Source organism: Streptococcus halitosis, assembly GCF_023147855.1.
GTDB lineage: Bacteria > Bacillota > Bacilli > Lactobacillales > Streptococcaceae > Streptococcus > Streptococcus halitosis_B.
Genome location: NZ_JAHXOP010000001.1, coordinates 218,743 through 231,386 on the forward strand (window position 1 = coordinate 218,743; position 12,644 = coordinate 231,386).

Here is a 12,644-nt window from a genome sequence, read left to right on the forward strand (position 1 = left end):
TATATGTTAGATTTGAAAAAATATGGTATCGTCATGTGGCCGGAGGAGAAGATCGTTTCTTTTCGTGAAAAACTCCTCAACTGGTATGATGAAAACAAGCGAGATTTGCCTTGGCGGAGAAGTAAAAATCCTTATCACATCTGGGTATCTGAAATCATGCTCCAGCAAACCAGAGTGGATACAGTTATTCCATACTACGAACGATTCTTGGACTGGTTTTCAACAGTAGAAAGTTTGGCGAATGCCCCTGAAGAGCGTTTGTTGAAGGCTTGGGAGGGATTAGGCTATTATTCTCGAGTGCGCAATATGCAGTCTGCAGCCCAGCAGATTATGGCTGACTTTGGGGGGCAATTTCCAAACACCTATGAAGGCATTTCTAGTCTGAAAGGAATTGGCCCTTACACGGCAGGAGCCATATCCAGTATTGCTTTTAACTTGCCCGAGCCAGCGGTCGATGGTAATGTCATGCGGGTTTTGGCACGCTTGTTTGAGGTTAATCATGATATCGGAGTTCCCAGCAATCGCAAAATTTTTCAGGCTATGATGGAAATCTTGATTGATCCGGATCGTCCTGGCGACTTTAACCAAGCTCTGATGGATTTAGGTTCTGACATAGAGGCTCCAGTTAACCCTCGACCAGAAGAAAGCCCTGTTAAGGACTTTAGTGCGGCGTATCAGAATGGAACTATGGATGTATATCCGATTAAAGAACCCAAGAAAAAGCCCCTCCCAATCTATCTCAAGGCTTTGGTTGTGTGCAATGACCATGGTCAATATCTACTTGAGAAAAACGAAAGCGAGAAACTGCTAGCCGGTTTTTGGCATTTCCCGCTGATTGAAGTTGAGGATTTCTACAGCGATGATAATCAACTAGATCTCTTTTCACAAGTCAAAGAGGAAAGCAGAGCATTTGGACCAAGCCCTCAAGAAAACTTTGAGCAGGATTATGATTTAGAAGTGAATTGGTCCCATCAAGTATTTGACCAGGTCAAGCATGTATTTAGTCATCGGAAATGGCATATTCAAATCCTAGCTGGTCAAGTGTCGGAAACAAAGCAGTTTTCGGACAGAGAAATTCGCTGGGTTTCTCCTCAGGAGTTTTCTGATTATCCACTGGCTAAACCTCAACAAAAGATTTGGCAGGCTTACAAAACAAGTCTTGAAGATGAAGGCTTACAGTAGCCATTTGTGCCTTCTTTGTATTTTTTTGTTATAATAGATAGAGAAAAGGTGATAAAATGAAAAAAATATTAATTGTAGATGATGAGAAACCAATCTCGGATATTATTAAGTTTAATATGACCAAGGAAGGTTATGAAGTTGTTACAGCCTTCAATGGTCGTGAAGCAATTGAGCTATTTGAAGCAGAGCAACCAGATATTATTATTCTAGACTTGATGCTCCCTGAAATCGATGGTTTAGAAGTTGCTAAAGCTATTCGTAAGACTAGCAGTGTGCCGATTATCATGCTCTCAGCTAAGGATAGCGAGTTTGACAAGGTTATCGGTTTGGAGTTAGGTGCAGATGATTATGTTACAAAACCTTTCTCAAATCGTGAGTTGCAAGCACGTGTCAAGGCTCTGCTTCGTCGTACAGATCTTGCTTCAGTAGATAGCCAAGAGTCTGATGAGAAGAAGACGCAGCCCTTACAAATTGGTGATTTGGAAATCGTTCCAGATGCTTACGTGGCTAAGAAATATGGTGAGGAATTAGATTTGACCCACCGTGAGTTTGAACTCTTGTATCACTTGGCATCTCATATTGGTCAAGTGATTACGCGTGAACACTTGCTTGAGACTGTATGGGGTTATGACTATTTTGGTGATGTTCGTACAGTGGACGTGACTATCCGACGCTTGCGTGAAAAAATTGAAGACACACCAAGCCGTCCAGAGTATATCCTCACACGTCGTGGTGTTGGCTACTATATGAAAAATAATGATTGAAGATATTAGACAAACTATTCTGACCAGTGATTTTATCTTTATCCTGATTTTACTTGGCTTTATCCTAGTTGTGACCTTGTTGTTGCTGGAAAACCGTCGGGATAACATCCGGTTAAAAGAGATAAATCAGAAGGTTAAGGACTTAATTGCAGGTGATTATTCTCAAGTTTTGGACTTGCAAGGTAGTACAGAGATCACCAACATCACCAATAATCTGAATGATTTGTCAGAAGTTATTCGTTTGACCCAAGAAAATCTGGAACAAGAGAGTAAAAGGTTGCATAGTATTCTCTCTTATATGACAGATGGTGTCCTTGCGACCAATCGCCGTGGCCAGATTACTATGATCAACGATATGGCCAAGAAACAGCTCGGTGTGCAGAAAGAAGATGTTCTGAATAAAAGCATCCTCGAATTGCTTAAGATAGAAGATGAGTATGAGCTGCGTGACCTGATTACACAGATTCCTGAGTTGACGATTGACTCCCAAGATGTGAATGGTGAATACCTGAGTCTTCGTGTACGTTTCGCTCTGGTTCGCCGTGAGTCTGGGTTCATCTCTGGTTTGGTTGCCGTATTACATGATACGACCGAGCAAGAGAAGGAAGAACGCGAACGGAGACTCTTTGTTTCGAACGTCAGTCATGAGTTGCGTACTCCTTTGACCAGTGTTAAATCTTATCTCGAAGCCTTGGACGAGGGAGCCCTGTATGATCCTGTTGCTCCTGATTTTATCAAGGTTTCACTAGATGAAACCAACCGTATGATGCGTATGGTGACAGATCTCTTGCATCTCTCTCGTATTGACAATGCGACTAGTAAACTGGATATAGAGTTGATTAACTTTACAGCCTTTATCACCTTTATCCTCAACCGTTTTGATAAGATGAGAAATCAGGATGAAGAGAAAAAATATGAGCTAGTGAGAGATTATCCAATAACTTCAGTTTGGATTGAGATTGATACGGATAAGATGACCCAGGTGATTGATAATATTCTCAACAATGCCATCAAGTATTCCCCAGATGGTGGGAAGATTACGGTCAGCATGAAAACCACGGATGACCAGATGATCTTATCAATTTCTGACCAAGGTCTTGGGATTCCAAAACAAGATTTACCGAAGATTTTCGACCGTTTTTATCGTGTGGATCGTGCAAGGAGTCGTGCTCAAGGTGGAACTGGTCTGGGTCTGGCTATCGCGAAAGAAATCATCAAACAACACAATGGTTTTATTTGGGCAAAAAGCGAATACGGTAAGGGCTCAACCTTTACCATAGTGCTCCCTTATGATAAGGATGCCGTAAAAGAAGAAATATGGGAGGACGAAATAGAAGACTAGAATGAGTGAAAAAGGCTTTAAATACAGTATTTTAGCATCAGGTTCCAGTGGAAATTCCTTTTATCTGGAAACCCCAAAAAAGAAAATCTTAGTGGATGCGGGCTTGTCTGGTAAGAAAATCACCAGTCTTTTGAGCGAAATCAATCGTAAGCCAGAAGATTTGGATGCGATTTTGATTACGCATGAGCATTCAGATCATATTCATGGAGTTGGTGTATTGGCTCGCAAATATGGTATGGATCTTTACGCCAATGAAAAGACTTGGCAGGCTATGGAAAATAGCAAGTATCTTGGCAAGGTGGATTCATCGCAGAAGCATATTTTTGAAATGGGTAAAACCAAAACCTTTGGTGATATCGACATTGAGAGTTTTGGAGTTAGCCATGATGCGGCAGCCCCCCAGTTTTACCGCTTTATGAAGGATGACAAGAGTTTTGTCATGTTGACCGATACAGGTTATGTAAGTGATAGAATGGCAGGAATTGTCGAAAATGCGGATGGTTACCTCATTGAGTCAAATCATGATGTAGAGATTTTGCGAGCAGGATCTTACGCTTGGCGTCTCAAACAGAGAATTCTATCAGATCTCGGCCACCTTTCTAACGAAGACGGTGCTGAGGCCATGATTCGTGCAATGGGAAATCGGACTAAGAAAATCTATCTTGGGCATTTATCCAAAGAGAACAATATCAAGGAGCTAGCTCATATGACCATGGTCAACCAGCTAGCACAAGCTGATCTGGGAGTAGGAGTAGACTTTAAAGTTTACGACACCTCCCCAGATACAGCAACACCACTGACAGAGATATAAAAAAAGGAAGGCGAGTGCCTTCTTTTTTTATATTTTTTACAATCCTGCAAATTCTTTGATTTCTTGTGCGGACATGGAAGAGTCGCAACGGACATTGATTTGTCCATCCGCAATGTGAACAAAGCCTGGTACTGTTGGGATTCCGTAGCGTGAGCGGAATTCTTGCAACTCATTGAGTTGGCTTGCTTCTTCACTGTTGATAAAGTAGATGTGCGCTTTGGTTTCAGCTATGACACCAGCCAAAGTGCCAGCAAATTTACGGCAGTAAGGGCAAGTTTTACGACCGATGAAGAAGGTTGCAGTTTCTTTCTTATCAAGTGCTTCTTGAGCACGGGCAACAGTTGTGACTTCAAGATCTTTAATATTTTCTAAAAATTGTTCCATGAGTCTACCTCGCTTTCATTGATATGTCTAGTATGCCACAAAGTTCCTGAAATTGCTTAGATTTGATACGAAAAAAAGATGAGATTGGTTGGTCTCATCTTTTATAGTTTCTTATTTCACAAAAGCATTGATTTCCGCTTCGATGTTAGCAATCTTAGCTTGTGAATCTTCGTTGCTTTCCCCCACAACGGCAATGTAGAACTTGATTTTTGGTTCAGTACCTGAAGGGCGAACAGCAATCCATGAACCGTCAGCAAGCGTGTATTTCAAGACATCGCTTGGAGGAGTAGTCAAAGTTGTCACAGTACCATCTGTAGCAGTAGAAGTTTGTGCTTTGAAGTCTTCTACAACAGTGATAGCTGTTGTGTTCCATTCTTTTGGAGCATTGTTACGGAATTTAGCCATGATTGCTTTGATTTGTTCTGCACCATCGACACCAGAAAGGGTAACAGAGATGGTCTTTTCAGCGTAGTATCCATATTCTTTGTAGATTTCTTCGATACCGTCAGCAAGTGTTAAACCACGTGAACGGTAGTAGGCAGCAAGTTCAGCAACGACAAGAACAGCTTGGATGGCGTCTTTATCACGTACGAATGGTTTAATCAAGTAACCGAAGCTTTCTTCAAATCCCATCATGTAAGTGTGATTGTGTTTTTCTTCGAATTCTTGAATTTTTTCAGCGATAAATTTGAAACCTGTCAAGACATTGAACATAGTTGCGCCGTAGCTTTCAGCAATCTTCGTTACCAAGTCTGTTGATACGATGGATTTGCAGAGAGCAGCATTTTCAGGAAGGGTTCCAGCACTCTTATGAGCTTCCAAGATGTATTTAGCCATGATAGCACCGATTTGGTTACCTGAAAGGTTGAGGTAGCTACCATTTTTTTGAAGAACTTCAACACCAACACGGTCAGCGTCTGGGTCAGTCGCCACAAGAACATCAGCACCAACTTGACGGCCGAGTTCTTCAGCAAGTGCAAAGGCTGCTTGGTTTTCTGGGTTTGGAGATTTTACAGTTGAGAAGTCTGGGTCAGCAGTTGCTTGTGCTTCAACGACTTGAACAGAGTCAAATCCTGCTTGAGCAAGAGCACGACGAGCCAACATTTCACCAGTACCATGAAGTGGTGTGTAGACAATCTTCATGTCTTTACCAAACTCTTCAATCAAGGCAGGGTTGATATTTACATCTTTTACTTCTTTGAGGTATTCTGCATCAACAGCTTCGCCAATGACTTCAATCAAGCCAGAAGCTTTTTCAGCTTCTACATCAGCAACTTCAACTGTAAATGGGTTTTCGATTGCACGGATGTAAGTCGTCAAAGCATCCGCGTCGTGTGGAGGCATTTGTCCACCGTCTTCACCGTAAACTTTATAACCGTTAAACGGAGCAGGGTTATGGCTGGCAGTAATCATGATACCTGCAAAACAGTTGAGGTGACGAACTGCAAATGAGAGTTCTGGAGTTGGACGGAGGCTTTCAAATACGTAAGATTTGATACCGTGTTTAGCAAGAACTGCAGCAGATTCAAAGGCAAATTCAGGTGAGAAGTGACGGCTATCGTAGGCAATTGCCACACCACGTTCTTTTTCATTTCCACCTTTTGACTCAATCAAACGAGCCAAACCTTCAGTTGCTTGACGAACAACATAGATATTGATGCGGTTTGTACCTGCACCGATCAAGCCGCGCATACCTGCAGTACCAAATTCAAGATTGGTGTAGAAAGCATCTTCTTTTGTTTTTTCGTCCATGTTTTCTAAATCTTGACGAAGATAGTCGGGAAGGTCGGCAAAATCGACCCATTTTTGATAATTTTCTTGGTAAGTCATAGAGTATCTCCTTTATCTATTGCTTTAATCGCTTTCATTATATCACGATTTGATATTTTAGTAAAACGTTAGCATAACTTAAAATGTAGGAAATTTACTTTTATTTCATTGTAGAAGAATAGCCCAATACGCTTTCTAATGAAAAAGAAGATGAATAGTCCGGGTTTACTACTCGAACCTTTCTATTGTAATTGTGAAAAAAAGAAAAAGATAGTAAAATAGTTGTATGATTATTTTACAAGCCAATAAAATTGAACGATCTTTTGCTGGAGAGGTTCTTTTTGATAATATCAATCTGCAAGTTGATGAACGAGACCGAATTGCTCTTGTTGGGAAAAATGGTGCAGGTAAGTCTACTCTTTTAAAGATTTTGGTTGGGGAAGAGGAGCCAACTAGTGGAGAAATCAATAAGAAAAAAGATATTTCTCTGTCTTACCTAGCCCAAGATAGCCGTTTTGAGTCTGAAAATACCATTTATGATGAAATGCTTCACGTCTTTGATGACTTGCGTCGGACAGAGACACAACTTCGTCAGATGGAACTGGAGATGGGTGAAAAGTCTGGTGAAGATCTGGATAAACTGATGTCAGATTACGATCGTTTGTCTGAGAATTTTCGTCAAGCGGGTGGCTTTACTTATGAAGCTGATATTCGAGCGATTTTGAATGGCTTCAAGTTTGATGAATCTATGTGGCAGATGAAAATTGCCGAGCTTTCAGGTGGTCAAAATACTCGTCTAGCACTGGCTAAAATGCTCCTTGAAAAGCCAAATCTTTTGGTCTTGGACGAGCCAACCAACCACTTGGATATCGAAACCATTGCCTGGCTAGAGAATTACTTGGTGAACTATAGCGGTGCGCTCATTATTGTCAGCCACGACCGTTACTTTTTGGACAAGGTTGCGACGGTTACACTCGATTTGACCAAGCATTCTTTGGATCGCTATGTAGGTAATTACTCTCGTTTTGTTGAGTTAAAGGAGCAAAAGCTAGCTACTGAGGCAAAAAACTATGAAAAGCAACAGAAGGAAATCGCTGCTCTAGAAGACTTTGTCAATCGCAATCTAGTCCGAGCTTCAACGACCAAACGTGCTCAATCTCGCCGCAAGCAACTGGAAAAAATGGATCGCTTAGATAAGCCAGAAGCTGGTAAGAAAGCAGCCAATATGACCTTCCAGTCTGAAAAAACGTCAGGTAATGTTGTCCTGACTGTTGAAAATGCGGCTATTGGCTATGATGGGGAAATATTGTCAGAACCTATCAATCTTGACCTTCGTAAGATGAACGCTGTTGCGATTGTCGGACCAAACGGCATTGGGAAGTCAACCTTTATCAAGTCAATAGTAGACCAGATCCCTTTTATCAAGGGAGAGAAGCGTTTTGGTGCCAATGTTGAGGTTGGCTACTATGATCAGACTCAAAGTAAGCTAACACCAAGTAATACTGTACTCGATGAACTCTGGAATGATTTTAAACTGACACCTGAAGTTGAAATCCGCAACCGCCTTGGTGCCTTCCTCTTCTCTGGTGATGATGTTAAAAAATCAGTTGGCATGCTGTCAGGTGGCGAGAAAGCTCGTTTGCTTCTTGCCAAACTTTCAATGGAAAACAATAACTTCCTGATTCTTGACGAACCGACTAACCACTTGGACATTGATAGCAAGGAAGTTTTGGAAAATGCCCTGATTGACTTCGATGGAACCCTTCTTTTCGTCAGCCATGACCGTTATTTTATCAACCGTGTCGCCACTCATGTTTTGGAATTGTCTGAGAATGGTTCGACCCTCTATCTAGGAGATTATGACTACTATGTTGAGAAGAAAGCAGAAGTAGAAGCGAGCCAGACAGAAGAAGTTTCAACTAGTAATCAAGCAAAAGAAGCAAGCCCAGTCAATGACTACCAGGCCCAGAAAGAAAGTCAAAAAGAAGTTCGCAAACTCATGCGACAAATCGAAAATCTAGAAGCTGAAATCGAAGAGTTAGAAAGTCAAAGCCAAGCTATTTCTGAACAAATGTTGGAGACAAACGATGCCGAAAAGCTCATGGAATTGCAGGCTGAACTGGACAAAATCAGCCATCGTCAAGAAGAGGCTATGCTTGAGTGGGAAGAATTATCGGAGCAGGTGTAAGAAATGGAACATCTTGGAAAGGTATTTCGTGAATTTCGAACAAGTGGGAAATACTCCTTGAAAGAGGCGGCAGGTGAATCGTGTTCCATCTCTCAGTTATCTCGCTTCGAGCTTGGGGAGTCTGATCTAGCTGTTTCCCGTTTCTTTGAGATTTTGGACAATATTCATGTTACTATTGAGAATTTCATGGACAAGGCTAGGGATTTTCAAAATCATGAACATGTTGCCTTAATGGCACAGATTATTCCGCTTTACTACTCAAATGATATTGCAGGTTTTCAAAAGCTCCAAAGAGAACAACTTGAAAAGGCTAAGAGTTCTACCAATCCCCTCTATTTTGAGCTGAATTGGATTTTGTTACAGGGGCTGATTTGTCAAAGAGATGCTCATTACACGATGAGTCAGAGTGATTTGGAAAAGGTAGTAGATTATCTTTTTCAAACAGAAGAATGGACCATGTATGAGTTGATTCTTTTCGGGAATCTCTATACTTTCTACAATGTGGACTATGTAGCTCGGATTGGCAGAGAAGTCATGGAGCGAGAAGACTACTACAAAGAAATTGGTCGGCATCGAAAACTTGTTTTGATTTTAGCTCTCAACTGTTACCAGCATTGTTTGGAAAACCAGTCCTTTACGGATGCGGACTATTTTGAGAGTTATGTGGAGAAGTTGATTGGAAATGGTATCAAGCTTTATGAGCGCAATATCTTCCATTATCTCAAAGGTTTCGCCCTCTACCAGAGAAACTTAAAAGAAGAGGGTTGTAGTCAGATGCAGGAGGCTATGCATATTTTTGATGTGCTTGGACTTCCTGAGCAAGTGGCTTACTATCAGGAACATTATGAAAAATTTGTAAATCCTTAAATTTCCCAAATAAGGGAAAAATAAAGAGACTCCTTTCAGTTTTGATACAATAGTTTCAAAATTTGAGAGGAGTTTTTTATATGAATCGACATGCAATCCAGTTGATTAGTCGTGGTGCGATTAATAAGATAGGAAATATGCTCTATGATTATGGAAATAGTGTTTGGCTGGCATCAATGGGAACGATAGGACAGACTGTTCTTGGGATTTATCAGATTTCTGAACTCGTCACATCGATTCTGGTCAATCCCTTTGGCGGAGTGATTTCAGACCGCTTTTCGCGTCGCAAAATTTTGATGACGACGGACTTGATTTGTGGTATTCTCTGTTTAGCTATTTCTTTCATCAGAAATGATAGCTTGATGATTGCTGCTCTGATCTTCGCAAATATTGTTCAGGCGGTTGCCTTTGCATTTTCTCGTACAGCTAACAAAGCCATTATAACTGAGGTTGTAGAGAAAAACGAGATAGTGACCTATAACTCTCGCTTGGAGTTAGTTTTGCAGGTTGTAGGTGTTAGCTCCCCTATACTTTCTTTCCTCGTTTTACAATTTGCCAGTCTCCATATGACGCTTGTTTTAGATGCCATTAGCTTTTTCATTGCATTTACTTTAGTAGCTTTTCTCCCCCAAAAAGAGACTCAGGAACAAGAGAAAAAGACTTTCAGCTGGAAAAATATTTTTGCTGATATGAAAGAAGGAATTCGCTATATTTGGCGCCAGAAAGAGATCTTTTTCCTTTTGTTAGTCGCTTCCAGCGTTAATTTCTTTTTTGCAGCTTTTGAATTTCTCCTCCCTTTTTCAAATCGACTATACGGGATAGGAGGAGCTTATGCAACTATTTTGACTATGGGCGCTATTGGTTCGATTATCGGAGCTCTTCTAGCTAGCAAAATCAAGGCAGGTGTTTATAATCTTTTGATTCTATTGGCCTTGACTGGAATTGGAGTTTTTATGATGGGGTTACCATTGCCAACTTTTCTTTCCTTTTCTGGAAATTTAGTTTGTGAACTGTTTATGACGATATTTAATATTCACTTTTTTACTCAGGTGCAAACCAAGGTTGAAGGGGAATACTTGGGAAGAGTTCTAAGCACCATTTTTACCTTAGCCATTCTATTTATGCCGATTGCAAAAGGCTTTATGACAGTATTACCAAGTGTTCATCTCTCTTCTTTCCTGATAATTGGAAGCGGGGTTATTGCCCTGTCTTGTCTATCCCTCGTTTATGTGCGAAGTCATTTTGAAAAAGAGTTATAATTTCTCTTTTTTAGAAAATATTACACTACGAATCATTTTTCAGTCCTTCTCTATTGTGAGGAGGGCTTGCTTTGTGGTAAAATGGGATTATGAATGAAAGAATGAATGAGTTAGTTGCCTTACTTAACCGCTATGCGACCGAGTACTATACGAGTGACAATCCCTCGGTTTCAGATAGCGAGTATGATCGCCTCTACCGAGAGTTGGTCGAATTGGAAGCCGCCTATCCAGATCAAGTTTTAGCGGACAGTCCGACTCATCGTGTTGGTGGTAAGGTTTTAGATGGTTTTGAAAAATACAGTCATCAGTATCCTCTTTATAGTTTGCAGGATGCTTTTTCACGTGAAGAGTTAGAAGCTTTTGATGCGCATGTTCGAAAGGAATTACCCCATCCAATCTATATCTGTGAGCTGAAAATCGATGGTTTATCTATCTCGCTCACGTATGAAAAGGGGATTTTGGTTGTCGGTGCGACACGTGGGGATGGTTCTATTGGAGAGAATATCACAGAGAACCTCAAGCGTGTCAAGGACATTCCTTTGACCTTGCCAGAAGAACTAGATATCACCGTTCGTGGAGAGTGTTATATGCCACGCGCTTCGTTTGATCAGGTCAACCAAGCTCGCCAAGAAAATGGGGAGCCTGAATTTGCCAATCCTCGTAATGCGGCAGCGGGAACCTTGCGTCAGCTGGATACAGCAGTAGTAGCCAAGCGCAATCTTGCCACTTTCCTCTATCAAGAAGCTAGCCCTTCTACTCGTGATAGCCAAGAAAAAGTCTTGGAGCATCTTGAACAGCTTGGATTTGTAGTTAATCCTAAACGAATTCTGGCTGAAAGCATAGATGAGATATGGGATTTCATCCAAGAAGTTGGACAAGAACGGGATAATTTACCTTATGACATTGATGGAGTGGTGATCAAGGTCAATGACCTAGCAGGTCAAGAAGAGCTCGGTTTTACTGTTAAAGCGCCTAAGTGGGCAGTCGCCTATAAATTTCCTGCTGAAGAAAAAGAAGCCCAGCTCCTTTCAGTTGACTGGACAGTAGGTCGTACGGGTGTTGTGACTCCAACTGCCAATCTAACACCTGTTCAGCTTGCTGGGACAACTGTTAGCCGTGCAACACTGCACAATGTAGATTATATCGCTGAAAAGGATATCCGCAAAGACGATACGGTTATCGTTTATAAGGCTGGAGATATCATCCCTGCTGTTCTGCGTGTGGCAGAGTCTAAACGTGTTTCTGAAGAAAAACTAGATATTCCGACTAACTGTCCGAGCTGTGACAGTCAGTTGCTTCATTTTGAAGATGAAGTAGCCCTTCGTTGTATCAATCCACGATGTCCTGCCCAAATCATGGAAGGTTTGATTCACTTTGCTTCTCGAGACGCCATGAATATTACAGGGCTTGGTCCATCTATCGTTGAAAAGCTTTTTGCTGCTAATCTGGTTAAGGATGTGGCAGATATTTACCGTTTGAAAGAAGACGATTTTCTCCTTTTAGAAGGTGTCAAGGAAAAGTCAGCCTCTAAACTGTATCAGGCCATTCAAGCATCCAAGGAAAACTCTGCTGAAAAGCTCTTGTTTGGTCTGGGAATTCGCCATGTCGGAAGCAAGGCTAGCCAACTCTTGCTCCAACATTTCCACTCTATTGAAAATCTAGCCCAAGCTGATCCAGAGGAAGTAGCAAGTATTGAAAGTTTGGGTAGTGTGATTGCTCAAAGTCTTCAGACTTATTTTGCTACAGAAGGATCAAAGATTCTCTTAGACGAGTTGAAAGAAGCTGGAGTCAATCTGGGCTACAAAGGACAGACAGTAGTGGCAGATGCGGCCTTGTCAGGTTTGACCGTTGTGCTAACGGGGAAATTGGAACGCCTCACGCGCTCTGAAGCCAAAAATAAACTCGAAAGTCTTGGTGCCAAAGTCACAGGCAGTGTATCTAAGAAAACGAACCTTGTCGTAGCAGGAGCAGATGCAGGAAGTAAGCTCCAAAAAGCGCAAGAACTTGGTATCGAGGTTCGAGATGAGGCCTGGCTAGAAAGTTTGTAAAGAATCGTTGAAAACTAGATGTTAGATAG

10 protein-coding genes are annotated in these 12,644 nt (G+C 41.4%); 8 read left to right on the forward strand and 2 right to left on the reverse strand.

Features of this window, described 5'->3' with window-relative positions; translation table 11 throughout:
* Positions 1-3: 3 nt before the first annotated feature.
* From mutY to KZX55_RS01115, 4 genes are read left to right on the forward strand one after another with little or no spacing between them, the layout of a single operon-like run.
* Positions 4-1,182, forward strand: a complete 1,179-nt coding sequence (gene mutY, locus KZX55_RS01100; protein WP_248022954.1) for an A/G-specific adenine glycosylase — start codon at positions 4-6, stop codon at positions 1,180-1,182.
* A 56-nt stretch (positions 1,183-1,238) separates the two neighbouring features.
* Positions 1,239-1,946, forward strand: coding sequence for a response regulator YycF (gene yycF / locus KZX55_RS01105; RefSeq protein ID WP_000722062.1), 708 nt, complete (start codon positions 1,239-1,241; stop codon positions 1,944-1,946).
* Complete coding sequence (gene vicK / locus KZX55_RS01110; protein ID WP_248022965.1) at positions 1,939-3,288, forward strand: cell wall metabolism sensor histidine kinase VicK; 1,350 nt, start codon at positions 1,939-1,941, stop codon at positions 3,286-3,288. Before yycF ends, vicK begins: the two co-directional genes overlap by 8 nt.
* A gap of 1 nt (position 3,289) precedes the next feature.
* Positions 3,290-4,099, forward strand: coding sequence for an MBL fold metallo-hydrolase (locus tag KZX55_RS01115; RefSeq protein ID WP_084938650.1), 810 nt, complete (start codon positions 3,290-3,292; stop codon positions 4,097-4,099).
* A gap of 36 nt (positions 4,100-4,135) precedes the next feature.
* Here KZX55_RS01115 and KZX55_RS01120 read toward each other — a convergent pair whose 3' ends face one another.
* Positions 4,136-4,483, reverse strand: coding sequence for a thioredoxin (locus tag KZX55_RS01120; RefSeq protein ID WP_248022968.1), 348 nt, complete (start codon positions 4,481-4,483; stop codon positions 4,136-4,138).
* A gap of 111 nt (positions 4,484-4,594) precedes the next feature.
* Entirely contained in the window at positions 4,595-6,313 is a 1,719-nt protein-coding gene (locus tag KZX55_RS01125) for a phospho-sugar mutase (protein ID WP_248022975.1), read from the reverse strand.
* Positions 6,314-6,539: 226 nt separating this feature from the next.
* Here KZX55_RS01125 and abc-f point away from each other — a divergent pair, with 226 nt between their 5' ends.
* From abc-f to ligA, 4 genes are all read left to right on the forward strand, one after another.
* Positions 6,540-8,441, forward strand: coding sequence for a ribosomal protection-like ABC-F family protein (gene abc-f / locus KZX55_RS01130; RefSeq protein ID WP_248022977.1), 1,902 nt, complete (start codon positions 6,540-6,542; stop codon positions 8,439-8,441).
* A 3-nt stretch (positions 8,442-8,444) separates the two neighbouring features.
* Entirely contained in the window at positions 8,445-9,308 is an 864-nt protein-coding gene (locus KZX55_RS01135; protein WP_248022980.1) for a MutR family transcriptional regulator, read from the forward strand.
* A gap of 80 nt (positions 9,309-9,388) precedes the next feature.
* On the forward strand, positions 9,389-10,567 hold the full coding sequence (locus KZX55_RS01140; protein WP_248022982.1) for an MFS transporter: 1,179 nt from the start codon (positions 9,389-9,391) through the stop codon (positions 10,565-10,567).
* Positions 10,568-10,656: 89 nt separating this feature from the next.
* Positions 10,657-12,615, forward strand: a complete 1,959-nt coding sequence (gene ligA, locus KZX55_RS01145) for an NAD-dependent DNA ligase LigA (RefSeq protein WP_248022990.1) — start codon at positions 10,657-10,659, stop codon at positions 12,613-12,615.
* Positions 12,616-12,644: the final 29 nt, after the last annotated feature.

Bases quoted from the DNA above. Each gene is read 5' to 3' on its own strand.
- mutY (WP_248022954.1), top strand. From the start codon at position 4: ATGTTAGATTTGAAAAAATATGGTATCGTCATGTGGCCGGAGGAGAAG.
- yycF (WP_000722062.1), top strand. From the start codon at position 1,239: ATGAAAAAAATATTAATTGTAGATGATGAGAAACCAATCTCGGATATT.
- vicK (WP_248022965.1), top strand. From the start codon at position 1,939: ATGATTGAAGATATTAGACAAACTATTCTGACCAGTGATTTTATCTTT.
- KZX55_RS01115 (WP_084938650.1), top strand. From the start codon at position 3,290: ATGAGTGAAAAAGGCTTTAAATACAGTATTTTAGCATCAGGTTCCAGT.
- KZX55_RS01120 (WP_248022968.1), bottom strand. From the start codon at position 4,483: ATGGAACAATTTTTAGAAAATATTAAAGATCTTGAAGTCACAACTGTT.
- KZX55_RS01125 (WP_248022975.1), bottom strand. From the start codon at position 6,313: ATGACTTACCAAGAAAATTATCAAAAATGGGTCGATTTTGCCGACCTT.
- abc-f (WP_248022977.1), top strand. From the start codon at position 6,540: ATGATTATTTTACAAGCCAATAAAATTGAACGATCTTTTGCTGGAGAG.
- KZX55_RS01135 (WP_248022980.1), top strand. From the start codon at position 8,445: ATGGAACATCTTGGAAAGGTATTTCGTGAATTTCGAACAAGTGGGAAA.
- KZX55_RS01140 (WP_248022982.1), top strand. From the start codon at position 9,389: ATGAATCGACATGCAATCCAGTTGATTAGTCGTGGTGCGATTAATAAG.
- ligA (WP_248022990.1), top strand. From the start codon at position 10,657: ATGAATGAAAGAATGAATGAGTTAGTTGCCTTACTTAACCGCTATGCG.